Source organism: Martelella sp. UBA3392, from assembly GCF_002358775.1.
GTDB classification, from domain to species: domain Bacteria; phylum Pseudomonadota; class Alphaproteobacteria; order Rhizobiales; family Rhizobiaceae; genus Martelella; species Martelella mediterranea.
In genome coordinates, this window is the sequence record NZ_DEPM01000248.1 from 1 (window position 1) to 18,606 (window position 18,606).

Consider the following 18,606-nt stretch of genomic DNA (forward strand, 5'->3'; position numbering starts at 1 on the left):
AGAAACCACGGCCAGCAGGTGGCGGAAAGGCGGAAGGTCTCGTGCGCAACGCGCCGCTTCCAGAACAACGGCGGCATGCGGATACCGGTTTTGGGAAGGTCTTCGCGGGTCTCGTTCATCCCGACAAGATAGCGCGGCGGCGGCGGTTATAAACCCCGCCGCCGACCTTCATCTTCAAACGCCGAGCGTGGCGGCGAAGGCGGCGACCACGGCATCGCCCATTTCGCTGGTGCCGACCTTGCGGCAGCCCGGCGCCATGATGTCGCCGGTGCGCAGCCCGTCATCGAGCACCTTGGCGATCGCGGCGTCAAGCGCTTCCGCCTCTTCGATCATGTTGAACGAGTAGCGCAGGCACATGGCGAACGAGGCCAGCATGGCGAGCGGATTGGCAATGCCCTGCCCTGCGATATCGGGCGCCGAGCCATGGACGGGCTCATACATCGCCTTGCGCTTGCCGGTGACGGCATCTTCCGCGCCGAGCGAGGCGGACGGCAGCATGCCGAGCGAGCCGGTCAGCATCGCCGCCACATCCGAGAGCATGTCGCCGAACAGGTTGTCGGTAACGATCACGTCGAACTGCTTGGGCGCACGCACGAGCTGCATGCCGCCGGCATCGGCCAGCATGTGCGACAGCTCGACATCGGCGAACTTTTCCTTGTGAACGCGCGTCACGACCTGGTTCCAGAACAGGCCGGACTTCATCACATTGCGCTTTTCCATCGAGCAGACGCGGTTATCGCGGGTGCGCGCCAGTTCAAAGGCGACGGCGGCGATGCGCTCGATCTCGTAGGTGTCGTAGACCTGGGTGTCGATCGCGCGCTGCTGGCCATTGCCGAGGTCGATGATTTCCTTGGGCTCGCCGAAATAGACGCCGCCGGTCAGTTCCCGCACGATCAGGATATCGAGGCCTTCGACCAGTTCAGGCTTCAGCGAGGAAGAGGCGGCGAGCGCCGCATAGCAGATCGCCGGGCGCAGATTGGCGAAGAGTTCGAGATCCTTGCGAAGGCGCAGAAGGCCTGCTTCGGGGCGCACGTCATAGGCGACATTGTCCCATTTGGGACCACCGACGGCGGCGAACATCACCGCATCGGCCGCCATCGCCCGCGCCATGTCATCGTCGGAGATCGCCTTGCCGTGAGCGTCATAAGCCGCGCCGCCGACGAGCCCGCGCTCGATTTCAAAACCCGCACTGGCCTTGTCGTTCAAAAGGCTGATGACCTTGACGAATTCCTCGGTGATTTCCGGGCCGATGCCGTCGCCGGGCAGAAGAAAGAGTTTACGATGGCTCATGATGCCTCCCTCGGTGCTTGTTGGCCGCGCGCCATCCGGGATGTCGGCGCCTCTGGCGGGCCGAGGCGGTTCTAGACCGCAGGATCGCGCATTTCAAGGCGGTTGAACGCCGTTGCGGTACGTGCGCGCACGAAAGCTATCGCCGGGGATTTGTCTGGAGCCGCGCCACCAGCGTATCGTCCTTTAGCGGCGGGGTGCCGTATTTAAGCTGCACCACCTTGTAGCCGCCCTCCTCCAGCCGCGCGAGCAGCGGGCCGATGGCGCGGGCCGTGCGGCCCTGCAGATCATGCATCAGCACGATGCCGCCGCCACGGGCCTCCAGTCCGCGCATCACCCGCTCCACCAGTTGCTCGGTGGTCGCCTCACGATAATCGAGGGAATCGACGTCGGCGCCGACCGGGATCAGGCCGCGGCTGGCAAGCGCGCGATCGAGCCATTCGTTTTCGGCGAGATAGGGAAAGCGGAAGAAATGCGGCGTCTCGCCGGTCGTCTCTTCCACAACCGCCCTGCCCTTGTCGATATTGGCGACGGCCGCGTCATGGCCGAGCGCGGGCAGATAGGGGTGCGACCAGGTATGGGTGGCGATCGTGTGGCCGCCTTCGGAGACCAGCGCCGCCGTTTCGGGATAATAATGCGCCATCTGACCGACCATGAAGAACAGGCCCTTGACCCCGTAGGCATCGAGCGCGTCCAGCACCACATTGGTGCGGCCGGGCACCGGGCCGTCATCGAAGGTCAGCACCACTTCGAGCGGCGCCAGCGTGATGTCTCGGGTCTCGTCCAGATAGATCGTGCGGCCCGCCAGCGGATGGTGTTCCGGCCGGCCATCCTCGCCAAGGCTGATGGTCATGACCTGCGCTCCGCGATCAGCACCATCGACGATGCGCGAATGGATGGAGCCAAGCTGCAGCGGCGCTTCCTCTATCGGCATGATCTCCCCGATCGAACCCGTGGTGATGACCTCGATCGCGTTTGGAGCTTCGGAAAGAACGCGGGCGGGCTCCGGCAGCAGCGCGGTCTTGAGGATCATGGTATCGCGCTCCCCGTTGGAAGCGCAGGAAGCGAGCGCGAGAACGCAGAGGCCTGCAAGACCGGTTACAAAACGACGCATTGGTAATCCACTTCAACCAACCAGATGCCGGACGCGCATCGCGGGATTCGCCGCGCGGGCTCCCGCAAAAAATGTGCGAATATGGTTACCAAAGCGTAAAATGGAGCGAACATTCAGCCGGCCGCGCCGCGATTTCGCGTGCACGCACCACCGGCGCGCGGAAAGCGCGCCGGTTCCGCGATGCGGGTTGCAATTCAGAGGATCAGGATTGCCCGGAAATCATTGACATTGGTGAGCGTCGGGCCGGTGATGACCTGGTCGCCCAGCGCCTCGAAAAATCCGTGACCGTCATTGTCGGCAAGCGCGGCGCGGGCATCGAGGCCCAGTGCCCGCGCACGCTCGAGCGTGTCCGGCCCGATCACGGCGCCGGCCACCTCTTCGCGACCGTCAACGCCGTCGGTATCGCCGGCAAGGGCATAGACGCCCTCAAGCCCGTTGAGTTCGACGGCAAGCGAGAGCAGGAATTCGACATTACGGCCGCCCCTTCCCTCGCCCTTCACGGTCACGCTGGTTTCGCCGCCCGAAAGGATGATCGCGGGCCGTTTGGCGGGCACACCGTGGTGGACGACGGAGCCGGCGATACCGGCATGGACGATCCCGACATCCTTGGCCTCGCCCTCGATCGTGTCGCCGAGCACCAGCACGTCGAGCCCAGCCTCGCGCGCCGCGTCGGCGGCCGCCTCCAGCGACATGAACGGGGTGGCGATGATGTGGTTCGCCGCCCGCGCCAGACGCGGATCGTCAGGCGCCACGCAGCGCGCCGCCTCGGTGTCGAGATGGCGGGCGACGTGGTCGGGCAGGTCGATCGCGTAGCGTTTCAGGATCGCCTTCGCGTCCTCGACCGTGGTTGTCTCGCCGACCGTCGGGCCCGAGGCGATGATCGCCGGATCGTCGCCCGGCACGTCGGAAATCAGCAGCGTGTGGCAGCGGGCGGGGTGGATGGCGGCGGCCAGCCTGCCGCCCTTGATCGCCGACAGGTGCTTACGCACGCAGTTGACCTCGTCGATCGCCGCCCCGCAGCGCAACAGCGCCTTGTTGACGGCGATCTTGTCAGCAAGCGTCACACCTTCCGGCGGCAGCGACAGCAGCGCCGAACCGCCTCCGGAGATCAGCACGATCACCAGATCGTCCTCTGTCAGACCCGAAACGGTTTCCAGTATGCGTTTCGCCGCCTTCTCGCCGGCTTCGTCCGGCACCGGATGGGAGGCGGAGAGAATCTCGATATGCTTGCAGGGGGCTTCATGGCCGTAGCGGGTGACGACGACGCCTTCGAGCGGACCGTCCCAGCAGGCCTCCAGCGCCTCCGCCATGCGCGCCGATCCCTTGCCGGCCCCGACCACGATCGTGCGGCCATTCGGCGGCTCCGGCAGATACCGCGCAAGCTGCTTCATCGGATCAGCGGCGGCCACGGCGACATCGAAAAGCCTGCGCAGAAACGCGTCGGGATTATCTTGGAAGCGGGCGGAGGAATTCATAGGGGTTTTCCTTATGGGACTGTTCCCCTATGTTCCACATAACCCCGGATCGCTCAAGTTTGCGTGGAACACTTCGCGCCGGTTGTGCGTTCACTGAAAGGCGGGACGTGCGCCCGTTCGATTCTTTTCGCCTCCTCCCGGCAATTGTACAGAACCGAATCCGCGCCGACACGCCACGCTTTGTTTTGCAAGGAAGGATTGAAGATGGCCGACAAGAACGGGTCCGATAAATATCCCAATATCGCGCTTGTTTCCACACATGGATATGTTGCCGCAGATCCGCCGCTTGGCGCCGCCGATACCGGCGGACAGGTCGTCTACATTCTGGAACTTTCGAAAAAACTCGCCCAGCTCGGCTTCTCGGTCGATATCTATCCCCGCCGGTTCGAGGATCAGCCGGAAATCGACGAGGTCGACGAGCGCGTCCGGGTCGTGCGCATCCCCTGCGGCGGCAAGGAATTCATTCCCAAGGAATATCTCTACAAGCACCTGCTGGAATGGAGCGAGAATGCGCTGCGCTACATGCGCGAGCACGATCTCCATTACACCTTCATCAACTCCCATTACTGGGACGCCGGCTATGCTGGCCTCAGGCTCGCCGAAGCGCTCCACATCCCGCATCTCCACACCCCGCATTCGATCGGCCTGTGGAAGAAGCGGACAATGGAGACCGACTATCCCGACAAGAAGGAGCAGTTCGAAAAGGACTTCAACTTCACCGAACGGATCAAGCATGAAAACAAGATCTACCGCGCCTGCGACAGCGTGATCGCCACGACGCCGCTTCAGGTCGACATGCTGGTGGAGGATTACGGCATCCGCGAGGACCGGGTCTACATGATCCCGCCCGGCTATGACGACAACCGCTTCTATCCGGTCTCGGGCGCCACCCGCAACATGCTGCGAGAGCGGTTCGGCTTCAAGGGCAAGACCGTGCTGGCGCTTGGCAGGCTCGCCACCAACAAGGGCTATGATCTTCTGATCCAGGCATTCTCGGTGATGGCCGAACGGGTTCCGGACGCCGAGCTACAGCTTGCCGTCGGCGGCGCGGACATGGACGAGCTGGAAACGAAAATCCTCAACGAGCTCAAGGCGCTGGTAAAGGAGCTGGAGCTTGAGGACAAGGTTCATTTCTCCGGCTATGTCTCCGACGAGGACCTGCCCGATATCTATCGCGCGGCCGACATGTTCGTGCTGTCCAGCCGTTACGAGCCCTTCGGCATGACCGCGATCGAGGCGATGGCATCGGGCACGCCGACGGTGGTGACCACCAATGGCGGGCTTTACCGCGCGATCAGCTTCGGCCGTCACGCGCTGTTTGCCGACACGTTCGACAAATACGATCTCGGCATCATGATGATGAAGCCGTTCAAGCATCAGCGGCTCTATAATCGCCTCGCCCGCATGGGCGCGCACAAGGCCCGCAGCCTGTTCACCTGGACCGGCATCGCCCAACAATTGATCTCGCTGGTCGAGGGCCGCCCGATGCGGCAATCGCTGACCGACAGCGACTGGGCCGAACCCTGGAATGACGGCGACTGAGGCGATGGCAATCAGACTGTTCTCCTCCGATCTCGACGGCACGCTTGTCGGCGACAACGGCTCGACGGAACGCTTCCGCCGGGCCTTCGAGGCCGTGCCCGAAGCCGAGCGCCCGCTGCTGGTCTATAACAGCGGGCGGCTCGTCGACGATATCCGCGAACTGATCGGCATGGTGGGCCTGCCCGAGCCCGATTTCCTGATCGGCGGCGTCGGCACCATGGCGCATGACCACCGCAACGGCCTGCCCATCGGCGGCTTCGATGATTTCATCGGCACCGCCTTCGATGTCGAGACGGTCGAGCGGATCATGTCCAATATTCCCGACGTGATCCGCCAGCCGGAGCGCTACCAGCACGGCTACAAGTCGAGCTGGTATCTGCAAAACGCCAAGAAGGGCCGTTTGCAGGCCATCGAGGATGCGCTGACCGCAAAGGGGCTCGAGGTCAAGCTGATCTACTCGTCGAAGCGCGATCTCGACATCCTGCCGAAGAATGCCGACAAGGGCGCCTGCCTTTCATGGCTTTGCCAAAAACTCGATATCGCCCATGATGACGTCGTGGTTGCCGGCGACACCGGCAATGACAGCGCGATGTTCACCGTGCCCGACGTGCGCGGCATCATCCCGGCCAACGGCCATGACGACCTGAGGGCGCTTGCCAAGGGCAATGACCGTATCTATCAGGCCCGCGGCGAAATCGCCGACGGCGTGATCGAGGGGCTGAGGCATTTCGGGGTCGCGATTTAGAGCGGCCCCTCCCCCATTACCACCGCGTCGGCTCGTCGGGTGCTGCGGCTTCGATCGCCAAAGCATGAAGGCCATCGGCGAATTCCGGGCCCAGTGCCTCATTGACGGCACGATGTCGTGCGATGCGGCTCATCCCTTTGAACTTGTCGGATACGATCCTGATCCTTAAATGGGTGATCTCGGGCGCGTCCGGATCATTGTAGTGGCCGGAATGTTGCGCGCTCTCGTCTTTCAAAATCAGCCGTTCGGGATTGAACAGGGTATTCAGCCGGTCTTCGATTGCTGCGGCCATTGCCATCGTTTCACTCCTTGTCGCGCGTGGCGCGTCTAACGGAAAGGTCAAAAACCGGCTTTCGCGAACCCCGCGCCGTGGTCAACGCGTTAACAGGGCAGAAAGCCAGTAAGAAATCCCGTTGTCAATTCTTGTTGTGGCGGGCTTGGAAGGTCATAATCACGCGCCATGAATCTAGATTCCAAATATTTCGACCGCCTCCGCACCAAGCGCAAGGGCCCCGCCACGGCAAAACCAGCCGATGCGGAGACCGCTGTGCCCGAGTGCCAGTGGGACGGCTGCCACAAGCCCGGAAAGCACAAGGCCCCCGTCGGCCGCAATGCCGAGGGGCAGTTTTTCCTGTTCTGCTTCGAGCATGTGAAGGCCTACAACAAGGGCTATAATTATTTCGAGGGCCTCTCCGACAGCGAGATCGCGCGCTATCAGAAGGAAGCGCTCACCGGCCATCGCCCGACCTGGACCGTCGGCGTCAACGGCGACACCCGCAAGACGCCGCTCAACGGTTCAAGAAAAGCCGGCAATGCCGCGTCCGCCGCGCGCATGCGCGATCCGTTCGGCTTCGTCCATGACGGCAGGGATGGCCGGCCGCAGCGCCCGAAGCGCGAGCGCAAGCTGAAGACGCTGGAGGCCAAGGCCTTCGACACGCTGGGGCTGACCGCCGCGGCGACGTCCGACGACATCAAGAAGCAGTACAAGCTGCTGGTCAAGAAACACCACCCCGACGCCAATGGCGGCGACCGCGGCTCGGAGGAAACTTTTCGCGCCGTGGTGCAGGCATACCAATTGTTAAAGCAGTCCGGCTTCTGCTAGGAACACTTCCATCAAGAGCAGATAAAAGACCGTTGAGCGGCTTTTTTCCCGGAAGCCGCGCTGGAGAAATGATGAGCAAGATCGATCTGGACTATTCGAACCTCCCCGACACCACCGTCTCGGTTCGTGAAACCTTCGGCCTCGATGTCGACCTGAAAGTCCCGGCCTATTCGACCGACGACCCCTATGTGCCCGACCTCGATCCCGACTACCTTTTCGATCGCGACACCACGCTCGCCATTCTCGCGGGCTTTGCCCATAACCGCCGCGTCATGGTCTCCGGCTATCACGGCACCGGCAAGTCCACCCATATCGAACAGGTCGCAGCCCGCCTCAAATGGCCCTGCGTGCGCGTCAACCTCGACAGCCATGTCAGCCGTATCGACCTCGTCGGCAAGGACGCCATCGTAGTCAAGGACGGGCTGCAGGTCACCGAGTTCAAGGACGGCATCCTGCCCTGGGCCTATCAGCACAACGTCGCCCTCGTCTTCGACGAATATGACGCCGGCCGCCCGGATGTGATGTTCGTGATCCAGCGCGTGCTGGAATCGTCGGGCCGGCTGACGCTGCTCGACCAGAGCCGCGTGATCAGCCCCCACCCGGCCTTCCGCCTGTTTGCGACCGCCAACACGGTTGGCCTCGGCGACACCACCGGGCTTTACCACGGCACACAGCAGATCAATCAGGCCCAGATGGACCGCTGGTCGCTGGTCACTACGCTGAACTACCTGCCGCACGAGCAGGAAGTGAACATCATCCTCGCCAAGGTGAAGAGCTTTGCCGCCAGCGCGGAAGGCCGGGAAACTGTCTCCAACATGGTTCGCGTTGCCGACCTCACCCGTTCGGCCTTCGTCAATGGCGATCTTTCGACGGTGATGAGCCCGCGCACGGTGATCAACTGGGCAGAGAACACCGAAATTTTCGGCGATGTCGGCTTCGCCTTCCGCGTCACCTTCCTCAACAAGTGCGACGAGCTGGAGCGCACGCTGGTGGCCGAGCAGTATCAGCGCGCCTTCGGCGAGGAGTTGAAGGAAAGCGCCGCCAACGTCGTGATCAGCGCCTGAGGAAGTTTTCATGGCCGGTCCCGGCGACAATCGAAGATCCAACCCCTATGCGCCCGTAGACCTGGAGCCACTGCACCGGGCCGTTTCCGGCTGCGTGCGCGCGATCTCTGGCGAGCGGGAGGCGGAGGTCGTGTTTTCGCGCGACCGGCCGGGCATGAGCGGCCACCAGATCCGACTTCCGGAATTCTCCAAACGCCCGACGCCCGAGGAGCTTGCCGTGGTGCGCGGGCTTGGCGATTCCATGGCGTTGCGCATGGCCTGCCACAACCCCGTGACCCACGCCCACATGTCGCCCGGCGGCACCGAGGCACAGTCGATCTTCGACGCGGTGGAGCAGGCGCGGATCGATTCGATCGGGGCGAAGCGCATGCCGGGCATGGCCAAGAACCTTGCCGCCATGCATGCCGAGAAATACGAAAAGGCCAATTTCGCCGCGATCGACCGCAAGGAGGACGCGCCGGTTTCCGAGGCCGTCGCCATGCTGGTGCGCGAAAAGCTGACCGGCGAGAAGCCGCCGGCCTCGGCCGGAAAGGTGCTCGATTACTGGCGCGATTTCATCGAGGACAAGGCCGCCGTCGATCTCGACCGGCTGGAAAGCTCGATCGACGATCAGGACGCCTTCGCCCGCGTTGTCCGCTCGATGCTGTCGTCGATGGAAATGGCCGATGATTATGCCGGCGACGACCTCGAAAACGACGACGAGGAGGAAAACCTCTCCGACGAGGAACAGCCGCGCTCCGAACGCGAGAACGACGAACAGGTCGAGGAGCAGGCCGGCGAGGATTCCGCCTCCGCCGATGACAGCGACAGCGCCGACGAGGAGATGGACCAGGGCGAGCTTGACGGCGCGGAAGTGGCCGATACCGATCTCGACGACGAGGCCGATCCGGATTCCGAGGTCGCCGGCGAAACCAAGCGCCCCAACACCGCCTTCGACGATTTCAACGAGAAGGTCGATTACCGCGTGTTCTCGACCGAATTCGATGAGGAAATCACCGCCGAGGAGCTGTGCGACCAGGAAGAACTCCAGCGCCTGCGCGCCCATCTCGACAAGCAGCTCGCCCATCTCCAGGGCGCGGTCGGCCGGCTCGCCAACCGCATGCAGCGCCGGCTGATGGCCAAGCAGAATCGCTCCTGGGATTTCGATCTCGAGGAAGGCTATCTCGATACCGCGCGGCTGGTGCGCATGGTGATCGACCCGATGCAGCCGCTGTCCTTCAAGATGGAGCGCGACACCCAGTTCCGCGACACCGTCGTGTCGCTGCTGATCGACAATTCCGGCTCGATGCGCGGCCGCCCGATCACGGTGGCGGCCACCTGCGGCGACATTCTGGCGCGCACGCTGGAGCGCTGCGGCGTCAAGGTCGAGATCCTCGGCTTCACCACCAAGGCGTGGAAGGGCGGCCAGTCGCGCGAGAAATGGCTGGAGGCGGGCAAGCCCGCGGCCCCCGGCCGGCTCAACGATCTGCGCCACATCATCTACAAGTCCGCAGACCAGCCGTGGCGGCGCTCGCGCGCCAATCTCGGCCTGATGATGCGCGAGGGGTTACTGAAGGAAAACATCGACGGCGAGGCGCTGATCTGGGCCCATGACCGGCTGATGGCTCGGCCCGAGCAGCGCCGCATCCTGATGATGATTTCCGACGGCGCGCCGGTCGACGATTCGACGCTGTCGGTCAATCCCGGCAACTTTCTCGAAAAACATCTGCGGGCGGTGATCGAACATATCGAAACCCGCTCGCCGGTGGAATTGCTCGCGATCGGCATCGGCCATGACGTCACACGCTACTATCGCCGCGCGGTCACGATCGTCGATGCCGACGAACTGGCCGGCGCGATGACCGACCAGCTAGCCGCGCTGTTCGAGGAAAAGGGCGCCGAGGCGCCGACGCGCCGACGCGCCAGATGATACGTGCCCTTCTTCTTGCGCTGGCGCTTGTCAGCGCGCAGGCTTCGGCTGCGGATATCTCTTCCACGCGGATCGAAAGTTTCGACGACGATCCGGCGGTGACCCGTTTCGGCGAGCTGCAATTCGTCGGCGGGCTCAAGCTCTCCGGCCTGCATTCGCTTTCCGCGATCCGCTTCCTGCCCGGCGGCGAACGCTTCATTGCGGTTGCCGATGACGGCCACTGGGTCGACGGCGAGATTACCCGCGATGGCAGGGGGCGACTTTCAGGCGTCGCCGACGTGACGGTCACGCCGATGAAGAACGCCAATGGCGTGCATGCCAAAAAGGTCGCCATGGATGCCGAGAGCATGACGATCAAGGACGGACGGATCCTCGTCGGTTTCGAGAACATGCACCGGATCGATCAATATCCGCTTGAGGGACATGACAACGCGACGGCGAAGCCCGGCCCCGATTTCCTGATTCCCCGCAACGAATTGCGCGCCAATGGCGGCCTCGAGGCGATGGCGACCAATGCCGATGGCCGCACCGTGGTGGTGGCGGAAAAGAGCATCGACAGCGACGGAAACCTGTTCGCCGCGATCATTTCCGGTCCCGGCAAGGGCATCTTCAAGGTCGTCAAGAATCAGGAATTCGACGTCACTGACGCCGCCTTCCTGCCGGATGGCGACCTGTTGCTGCTGGAGCGGCGGTTTTCGCTTCTGGGCGGTATCGGCATGCGCATTCGCCGTATTCCCGCCGATACGATCCGCGCCGGCGCGGTGGTGGATGGTCCGGTGATCATGCAGGCAAGCGGTTTGAACCGGATCGATAATATGGAAGGCCTCGACGTTATTGCGATGCCCGACGGCAGCCTGCATCTGATCATCATCTCGGACGACAATGATTCGGTGCTGCAGCAGACGTTGATGCTGGAGTTCAGGCTGGCCGGCTGAGGCTGGATCAACCGGCGGACGCGACCATCGCCCGGATCATCTTCAGCCCCTCAAGATTGAGGCGCGCCGCTTCCTCCGGCGAGAGATCGTCCCAGTGTTCCGCAAACCATCGGTCAAGCGCACGGGCGGCGGAAAGCACCATGTCGACGATCAGCGCGCGCGGCATGTCGGCGCGGACAGCGTCCAGCCCCTGCCCCTTCTCCACGAGCAGTTCCAGAGCACGCCTGATCCGCGCGAGCGGCGCTTCGAGCGCTTTTTCCGTCTGTGGGCCCTCATACATCGTCCGGCCGAGTGCCGCCATGACAGGATCGGCGACAAGAGCCCCGCTGAGGCGCTCGAACGCCGCGTAAATGCCATCCCAGAAAGCATCGATCGTGGCGGCCTGGAAGGGCGCGGAAAAATCCATCCGATCGACCAGTTTTCCGAGCGCGCGTTCGATCACGGCGGAATAGAGATCGCCCTTATCGTGAACATAGTAATAGGCCTGCCCCTTGCTCATGGCGGCCGCGGTCAGGATGGCATTCATCGAAGCACCGGCAAAGCCGGCCGCTGCGAAAGCCGCCTCGGCCGCGTCCAGCAGGCGCGCGCGGCGATCCGGCGCCAGCGCTTCGAGCCTTGCGAGCGCCGTGTCGCCCTCCGCCATCGGCTTCCTCTTGTCTTCCGCAGCCATCAATCCGCCTTCATTGACATTTTAGACCAGTGGTCTAAAAACACATACACCAGATCGCGACGGATGTCCCGTCCGCCGCAAAACAGGAGATGCACAATGCGCTGGCGCGGTGTCAATCATGTTGAATTCTCGGTTCTCGACTACGAGAACTCGGTGGCGTTCTACGACCGGATGTTCGGCTGGCTGGGCTACAAGAGCTTCTGGACCATGGATATCGGCTACCACTCGACCTATTACATGGCGCGGTTCCCGTTCCCCCACAGCTATATCGGCATCCAGCCTGCGAAAACCGGCGGCAAGCTCGACCACGAGGCGCGCGCCACCGGGATTCATCACATTGCGCTGTGGGCGAAGAACCGGAAGGAGGTCGACCGCTTCCATCGGGAGTTCCTCGTTCCAAACAGCGTTCCTGTAACGGAGACGCCGGCGGAATATCCGGTCTATGCGCCTGGCTATTACGGCGTGTTTTTCGACGATCCCATCAACGGCATCCACTGGGAGCTGGCGCATATCCCGAAAATCGCCTCGCCCATGGCCTACCGACGCTCGGCTGAGGCGTGGAAACAGGCGGAAGCCGAGCATCCCGAATGGCAGGGCTCGCCCGCGAAGAAGGCCTTTCGCACGCTGCCGCGCGGATAGGCATTCAGAGCGCATCCTCGCGCACCCAGACGCTGACGCTGCCGCCATTGACCGGGAAATCGGCATTGCCGTTCTCATCGGCCGTCACCGTATCCTCACGGTGACCGAGAAAATCGCGGAAGCTCGCCCCGGCATGGCCTTCGCCGAGTTCGACATGCTTGCTGGCTTCCTCGCCATTGGTGAGCACCGTCGCCGAGCCCGGCGCCTCATCGGTTCCATGGCGCACGATCGCGAGGCAGTTCGGGTCGTCGAACATGTCGGTCTGGCCGCCATTGGCGAAGCGTTTGCGGGCGGAGATCAGCGCCGGCAGGCATTCGACCTTCGGCATCACGATATCATACTCTTCGCCATCGCTGCCCTTGTCGCGATAGTCCGCGCCGTAGAGATCGGCGTAAAAGACGCTCGGCACGCCCTGCTCGCGCATCAGGATCAGCGCATAGGCAAGCGGCTTGAACCACGGTTCAACGGCGGCCTCCAGCGATTGTAGCGGCTGGGTGTCGTGGTTTTCCACCAGCGTGACGGCATGCGCGGGCTGCGCCGAAAGCAGCGACCCATCGAAAATGGTACGCATGTCGAAATCGCCGCCGCCCTTCGCGGCATCATGGAAGCGGTGGTGGAGACCGACGTCGAACAGCAGGAGCTGACGGTCGACAAGCTCCAGATAGTTCTCCAGCGCGCCGATATCCGGATGCCAGTATTCGGCGACCACGAACAGGTCTTCCTTCACGCTCTCGCGCATATGGCCGATCCAGTCGCGGAAGAACCATGCGGGGATATGCTTGGCGGCGTCGAGCCGGAAGCCGGCGACCGGCACCTGTTCGGCAAACCATCTGCCCCAGTATTTCAGCTCTTCATAAACCGCACGGTTGCGGAACTCGACATCGGAGCCGATCAGGTAGTCGTAATTGCCAAGCTCCTCGTCGACCTCGCTATGCCATTCGCCCTCGCCATATTCGTTGACGAGACGGAAGACGCCGGTGTCGGTCGGGTCCTCGATATAGTCGACGCCGGTGAAGCACTTCTGGCTCCAGACGAACTCGGAATATTTGCCCTGCCGGCCCGGAAAGGTGAAGCGGGTATAGGCATGGGTCTCGAAGGCCTCATCCTCGATCTCGTTGCGATCATCGGGGTTCGCGCGGCGCACCTTGACCGCCTCGCGCTCGTCGCCGCCCATCTTGTGGTTGAACACGACATCGTGGATAGCCCCGATCCCGTGTTCCGCCAGCGCCTTGCAGGCGGCCTCCAGCGCATCGCGGTCGCCGTATTTTGTGGGGACGGTGCCCTTCTGGTCGAACTCGCCGAGATCGAACAGGTCATAGGTGTCGTAGCCCACCGAATAGCCGCCGGCGGCGCCCTTGTAGGCAGGCGGCAGCCAGACATCGGTGATGCCCATATCGGCAAGGCTTCCGGCCTTTTCGGCGACCTCGCCCCAGAGCCTGCCGCCGTCGGGATAATACCAATGGAAAAACTGAAGAAGAACGCGTCCGGCCACATTGCCCTCGCTGGATTGGATGGATAGCGCTTAGAAACGGTTCGCGCCGGGTAAAGTTCCGCGCCCTTTGAGCGAGGCTGCATTCTGGCGCTCCGGCCGATGACATGCAAACTTTGCTTGACCGCAGCCGCCGCCGACCCCGATAAGCTGACTGCAATATGTCAGGCATGCACGAGGAGTTCCGATGCCAGAAACCGTCATCCGCGCCAATTTCGATCCGGCCTCGCTCAGCCCGCGCATACTCCATATCGGCTTCGGCGCCTTCGCCCGCGCCCATCTGATGGTCTATCTGCAGGAGGGCCTGAACGCCGCCGGCGGCGACTGGGGCGTGGTGGCCTGCCGGCTGAACTCCGGCGCGGAAGAGTTTTCCGCGCTCGATGATGCGGGACGGCGCTACCTCGTGGCCGAGGTCGACGGCAATGGCGCGACCGCGCGCGAGATTGCCGTGGTCGTCGGCACCTGCCATCCGGGCCGCGACGGCATCGATTCGCTGCTCGACCTGATCGCCTCCGAGCCGCTCTCCGTCATCAGCCTGACGATCACGGAAAAGGGCTATTGCTGCCGCAACGGTCAACTCGATCTCGACCATAAGGGCATCCGCGCCGATCTGGAAAACCCGGAAAATCCCAAAACCGCGATCGGCGTGATTGTCGCTGGCCTCGCGCGCCGCCGTGCGGCCGGGCTTTCCGGTCTCACAGTGCTGTCCTGCGACAACCAGCCCGACAATGGCAGGCTGGTGCGTGCCGCGGTGCTCGCCTTCGCCCATCAGCACGACGGGCGGCTTGCCGACTGGATCGACGCCCATGTCACCTTCCCCGGCACCATGGTCGACCGGGTGGTGCCGGCACTCGACGACGAAGGACGCGCGTTGCTGAAGAATATCAATGGCGGCAGGGCGGATGACAACGGCATCGTCTGCGAGCCGTTCCGCCAATGGGTGATCGAGGACGATTTCGCCGCCGGCCGCCCGCCCTATGCCGAAGGCGGCGCGATGCTGACCGACGACGTGCGCCCGTTCGAGATGATGAAGCTCAGAATGCTGAACGGCGCGCATACGTTTCTGGCGATGCTCGGAAGCCTGGCTGGGCTGGAGACGGTCGACGCCTGCATGGCCGATCCGGTGTTCCGCAAGGCCGCCCGCAGCCTGATGCTCGACGAACAGCGCCCGATACTGCCCGCAATCGAGGGCGTCGATATCGAGGCCTATGCCGACGACCTGATCGCCCGATTCGCCAACCCGAAGCTGAAACACCGCACCGGCCAGATCGCCTGGGATACCAGCCAGAAACTGCCGCAGCGCCTGCTGCATTCGGTCGAGGAGAATATCGCAGCCGGCAGACCCTTTCCGCTGCTGGCGCTCGCCGTGGCCGGCTGGATACGATTCGTGAAGCTTGCGGCGGATAATGGCGGCACGCTGACCGACCCGCTTGCCGAACAATTGCTGGCTATGGCGCGCGAACGCGACGGCGAGGCGCTGGTCGACGGCCTCATCGCCATCGATACGATCTTCGACGCGGGGCTCTCTGCACAACCCGCCTTCCGCTCCGCGATCCTCAAAGCCTATGACAGCATTGTCGAAAACGGCCCGCGCGAGGCGGTAGCCATAACTATCCGTTGACGGTGCGCATCGGGCGCAGCCAGGAAATCAGCGCCGCATAGGGCAGGAGCATGATCAGGCTGAAGGCGAGCTTGACCGAGAGATCGCCAAGCGCCCAGGAGATCCAGCGCGGCGCTTCCAGCGCGAACACGCCGAGAAGCGGCGCCGTGCCGAGCGCGAAATCATCATTCGGACCGATGAAGGCGAAGATGGCGGCGAAGCTGATCGAGAAGAACAGAACCGTGTCGAGCACGGAGCCGAACAGCGAGCCGGCCAGCGGTGCCTTCCACCATGTCTGACGGCGCAGGCGGTTGAAAACCGAGATATCGAGAAGCTGGCCGACCAGAAACGCCGTGCCCGAGGCGATCGCGATTCGCGGCACCGAGGCATAGAACGAAAACGCGACGCCGACCACGAAACCGGCGATCACCACCTTGCGGGCGGCCGACGGCCCGAACTGTCGGTTGGTGAGGTCGTTGACCAGGAAGGCGAGCGGATAGGTGAACGCGCCCCAGGTCAGAAGATCGGCGAGCGAGATGCCATACAGCGTTCCGGAAACCGGATACTGGACGAGAATGTTGGAAAGAAGCACGACGCCTGCCATCAGCAGGCTGTAGATAAGCACGGATTGCGTCTGTCGCATTTTTTTACCCTGGGTGATGCCACCAGCTGGAGAACGAATAAAGAGAGCCTTACCGGCTGGCGGCAAGGCTCTCCAGTTTAGTCAGAATGCCTAAAATCAGGCGGCGGCCTGTTCGGCCGTCTTCTTGATGATTTCCTTGCGCAGAAGGCGGGCGCGCGGCGAAAGATCGCGCTCGCCGGACTTCAGCAGGAATGCGTCGAGACCGCCGCGATGCTCAACGGAGCGAAGGGCTGCCGCCGAAACGCGCAGGCGATAGCTCATGCCGGTTGCTTCCGACATCAGGGTTACCCGGCAAAGATTGGGAAGAAACTTGCGACGGGTCTTGTTGTTGGCATGGCTTACATTGTTGCCGGACATCACGCCCTTGCCAGTCAATTCACACATGCGGGACATGGTAACACCTACTTGTTCTTCTTTGGCCAAGGCTTTCAACGGGACGAACATACCCCGCGATCCAATTGGCGGCTCATTGGAAAGTTGCGGTTCTATAATCTTGCCTTCGCCAAAGGTCAAGGCGATTTGGAGGTTTTTCGCGGCGGACAAAAAATTAACGACTGTTTTTTTGACGCCAGCTACGACATAAACGGGGGGTGATCGAACTTCAATGGACGGGTGCGGGATATGGCAGCTAAACTTCTTCAATCGCTCGGACTCGCTGCGGCGCTTCTTGCCGCGCCCGCCGCGCACGCCGAGGATATCAAGCAGCAGACCGTCTATACGCTGTCGTTTTCCGGCATCAAGATCGCCGACGCCGTGTTCAACACCACGGTCGCCGACGGCAAATACAATATCAATGCCGATATCGAGGCGGCGGGGATAGGCAATCTGTTCACCTCGATCGCCGTCAAGGTCGATGCCGACGGGTTGTGGAAGAACGGCAAGCCGGAAACGCGGGAATTCCAGCTCATCTACCGCGATGGCGACTACGCCCGCGATTATGCCGCCACCTTTTCCAACAAGCGGGTGACGAAATCCACCATCGAGCCCGATCCCGGCCCGCGCGCAGACAACTGGGTCGAGGTGAAGCCGAAACATCTGCGCAATGTGATCGACCCGGTTACCGCGCTGCTGCTGCCGCCCTCCAACAACCCCTGCGCCACCACGGTCTCGATCTTCGACGGCGAAACACGGCTTGAGCTTGAGATGGCGTCGGCGGGAAGCCGGCCGTTTTCCACAAAAGGTTTCTCCGGCCGCGCGATCGGCTGTGCCGTCCGGTTCAAGCCGGTAGCCGGCTATGAGCGCAAGGATGAGGATATCGAATATCTCGCCAATTCCCGCGAACTCGTCGTCTGGTTCGCCTATAATGAGGAACTGAATGTGTTCGCACCGGTTATGGCGCATATCCCGCTCAAGATCGGCCGGCTGACGATCTACGCCTCAAAATTCGGCCTGCCCCGCTAACATCATGAGCATGCGTGCAACTCTGATCGGCTTTTCAGCCGTGCTGATGTGGTCGTTCCTGGCGCTGTTTACCGCTGCCTCCGGCAATGTGCCGCCGTTCCAGCTTTCGGCGATCGCCTTTGCCATCGCCAGCCTGCCGGGGATCGCGGTGCTGATCGCGCGGCCAGAGCGCCTGCAGCGGCTGCGGCAGCCGCCAAAGGTCTGGATCGTCGGCATTGCCGGCCTGTTCGGCTATCATTTCCTGTATTTCACCGCGCTCAGAAACGCGCCGGCGGTCGATGCCGGGCTGATCGCCTATCTGTGGCCGCTTTTGATCGTGGTCGGTTCGGCGCTGCTGCCGGGCGAGCGCCTCAGGGCCCATCACATCATCGGCGCGCTTGCGGGATTCGCCGGCACGGCGATCCTGGTCACCCGCGGCGGCGGGCTGGCCTTCAGCGGGGAATACGCGCTCGGTTATTTCGCCGCCTTCCTCTGCGCCTTCACCTGGTCGGGCTATTCGTTGGCCTCGCGCTCCTTCTCCAAGGTCTCGACCGATGTCGTCACCGGTTTCTGCCTTGCGACCGCCCTGCTCTCGCTATTCTGCCATATCGGGCTTGAAACCACGGTCTGGCCCGAAAATTTCGGCCAGTGGCTGGCGGTGGCGGGGCTCGGCCTGTTGCCAGTGGGCCTCGCCTTCTACGCCTGGGACTATGGCGTCAAGCACGGCAATATCCAGGTGCTGGGGGCGGCAAGCTATGCCGCGCCGCTGTTATCGACCATCATCCTGATCATCGCCCGATTCGGCGAACCCGGCTGGCGGGTGATCGTGGCATGCCTGCTGATTACCGGCGGCGCGGTGATTGCAGCGCGGGATATGATCAGAGGAAAGAATTCCTAAGCGGGAACTTTGAGCGGGAGCTGGGGAACCACCCTCCGACCCTTTATTTGACGCCCGGCTCTCATGCGGGACTTTACCGCACAGCCCCCAAATCTTCTCGCCCCGGAGGGGAGA

At 62.8% G+C, this 18,606-nt stretch carries 18 protein-coding genes; 10 read left to right on the forward strand and 8 right to left on the reverse strand.

What is annotated here, in order from left to right:
* Nucleotides 1–174 precede the first annotated feature (174 nt).
* From leuB to B4E36_RS19710, 3 genes are all read right to left on the reverse strand, one after another.
* Nucleotides 175–1,290: a 3-isopropylmalate dehydrogenase gene (leuB, locus tag B4E36_RS19700; protein WP_345900727.1), complete on the reverse strand. Its 1,116-nt coding sequence runs from the start codon at nucleotides 1,288–1,290 to the stop codon at nucleotides 175–177.
* 136 nt (nucleotides 1,291–1,426) lie between these two features.
* Nucleotides 1,427–2,401: a polysaccharide deacetylase family protein gene (locus B4E36_RS19705; RefSeq protein ID WP_345900728.1), complete on the reverse strand. Its 975-nt coding sequence runs from the start codon at nucleotides 2,399–2,401 to the stop codon at nucleotides 1,427–1,429.
* Between the two features lie 194 nt (nucleotides 2,402–2,595).
* Nucleotides 2,596–3,876, reverse strand: a complete 1,281-nt coding sequence (locus B4E36_RS19710) for a glycerate kinase type-2 family protein (protein WP_292055227.1) — start codon at nucleotides 3,874–3,876, stop codon at nucleotides 2,596–2,598.
* 204 nt (nucleotides 3,877–4,080) lie between these two features.
* Here B4E36_RS19710 and B4E36_RS19715 point away from each other — a divergent pair, with 204 nt between their 5' ends.
* Entirely contained in the window at nucleotides 4,081–5,418 is a 1,338-nt protein-coding gene (locus tag B4E36_RS19715; protein ID WP_345900729.1) for a glycosyltransferase, read from the forward strand.
* A 4-nt stretch (nucleotides 5,419–5,422) separates the two neighbouring features.
* Nucleotides 5,423–6,163, forward strand: a complete 741-nt coding sequence (locus B4E36_RS19720; RefSeq protein WP_292055229.1) for an HAD-IIB family hydrolase — start codon at nucleotides 5,423–5,425, stop codon at nucleotides 6,161–6,163.
* 16 nt (nucleotides 6,164–6,179) lie between these two features.
* Here the strand turns inward: B4E36_RS19720 and B4E36_RS19725 are convergent, their stop codons facing one another.
* On the reverse strand, nucleotides 6,180–6,461 hold the full coding sequence (locus B4E36_RS19725) for a BolA family protein (RefSeq protein WP_292055230.1): 282 nt from the start codon (nucleotides 6,459–6,461) through the stop codon (nucleotides 6,180–6,182).
* Between the two features lie 162 nt (nucleotides 6,462–6,623).
* On the opposite strand from B4E36_RS19725, the gene B4E36_RS19730 reads away from it, so the two are divergent.
* From B4E36_RS19730 to B4E36_RS19745, 4 genes are all read left to right on the forward strand, one after another.
* The gene (locus B4E36_RS19730) at nucleotides 6,624–7,265 is read left to right on the forward strand and encodes a J domain-containing protein (protein ID WP_018063839.1); all 642 of its coding nucleotides are present in this window, start codon (nucleotides 6,624–6,626) and stop codon (nucleotides 7,263–7,265) included.
* 71 nt (nucleotides 7,266–7,336) lie between these two features.
* On the forward strand, nucleotides 7,337–8,329 hold the full coding sequence (gene cobS, locus B4E36_RS19735) for a cobaltochelatase subunit CobS (protein WP_026173305.1): 993 nt from the start codon (nucleotides 7,337–7,339) through the stop codon (nucleotides 8,327–8,329).
* A 10-nt stretch (nucleotides 8,330–8,339) separates the two neighbouring features.
* Nucleotides 8,340–10,238, forward strand: coding sequence for a cobaltochelatase subunit CobT (gene cobT, locus B4E36_RS19740; protein WP_292055233.1), 1,899 nt, complete (start codon nucleotides 8,340–8,342; stop codon nucleotides 10,236–10,238).
* Nucleotides 10,235–11,173, forward strand: coding sequence for an esterase-like activity of phytase family protein (locus B4E36_RS19745; RefSeq protein ID WP_292055234.1), 939 nt, complete (start codon nucleotides 10,235–10,237; stop codon nucleotides 11,171–11,173). Before cobT ends, B4E36_RS19745 begins: the two co-directional genes overlap by 4 nt.
* Before the next feature lie 7 nt (nucleotides 11,174–11,180).
* Here the strand turns inward: B4E36_RS19745 and B4E36_RS19750 are convergent, their stop codons facing one another.
* Nucleotides 11,181–11,843, reverse strand: coding sequence for a TetR/AcrR family transcriptional regulator (locus tag B4E36_RS19750; protein ID WP_292055235.1), 663 nt, complete (start codon nucleotides 11,841–11,843; stop codon nucleotides 11,181–11,183).
* A gap of 96 nt (nucleotides 11,844–11,939) precedes the next feature.
* Here B4E36_RS19750 and B4E36_RS19755 point away from each other — a divergent pair, with 96 nt between their 5' ends.
* On the forward strand, nucleotides 11,940–12,482 hold the full coding sequence (locus tag B4E36_RS19755) for a VOC family protein (protein WP_292055236.1): 543 nt from the start codon (nucleotides 11,940–11,942) through the stop codon (nucleotides 12,480–12,482).
* A 4-nt stretch (nucleotides 12,483–12,486) separates the two neighbouring features.
* Here B4E36_RS19755 and amyA read toward each other — a convergent pair whose 3' ends face one another.
* Nucleotides 12,487–13,974 (reverse strand): alpha-amylase, encoded by a 1,488-nt coding sequence (gene amyA, locus B4E36_RS19760; protein WP_292055237.1) that lies wholly within the window; start codon nucleotides 13,972–13,974, stop codon nucleotides 12,487–12,489.
* A 184-nt stretch (nucleotides 13,975–14,158) separates the two neighbouring features.
* On the opposite strand from amyA, the gene B4E36_RS19765 reads away from it, so the two are divergent.
* Nucleotides 14,159–15,592, forward strand: coding sequence for a mannitol dehydrogenase family protein (locus B4E36_RS19765; RefSeq protein ID WP_345900730.1), 1,434 nt, complete (start codon nucleotides 14,159–14,161; stop codon nucleotides 15,590–15,592).
* On the opposite strand, the gene B4E36_RS19770 is transcribed toward B4E36_RS19765, so the two are convergent.
* Both B4E36_RS19770 and rpmB read right to left on the reverse strand, forming a co-directional pair.
* Nucleotides 15,582–16,214, reverse strand: coding sequence for a queuosine precursor transporter (locus B4E36_RS19770; protein WP_018063847.1), 633 nt, complete (start codon nucleotides 16,212–16,214; stop codon nucleotides 15,582–15,584). The two genes, B4E36_RS19765 and B4E36_RS19770, sit on opposite strands and share 11 nt — an antisense overlap.
* Before the next feature lie 96 nt (nucleotides 16,215–16,310).
* The gene (gene rpmB, locus B4E36_RS19775) at nucleotides 16,311–16,607 is read right to left on the reverse strand and encodes a 50S ribosomal protein L28 (protein WP_026173307.1); all 297 of its coding nucleotides are present in this window, start codon (nucleotides 16,605–16,607) and stop codon (nucleotides 16,311–16,313) included.
* A 228-nt stretch (nucleotides 16,608–16,835) separates the two neighbouring features.
* Between rpmB and B4E36_RS19780 the strand changes: the two genes are divergently transcribed.
* Nucleotides 16,836–17,615, forward strand: a complete 780-nt coding sequence (locus B4E36_RS19780) for a DUF3108 domain-containing protein (protein WP_292055239.1) — start codon at nucleotides 16,836–16,838, stop codon at nucleotides 17,613–17,615.
* A gap of 4 nt (nucleotides 17,616–17,619) precedes the next feature.
* Nucleotides 17,620–18,492 carry a DMT family transporter gene (locus B4E36_RS19785; protein ID WP_292055240.1) on the forward strand — a complete coding sequence of 291 codons (873 nt, stop codon included), beginning with the start codon at nucleotides 17,620–17,622 and terminating at the stop codon, nucleotides 18,490–18,492.
* The last annotated feature ends 114 nt before the right edge of the window (nucleotides 18,493–18,606 follow it).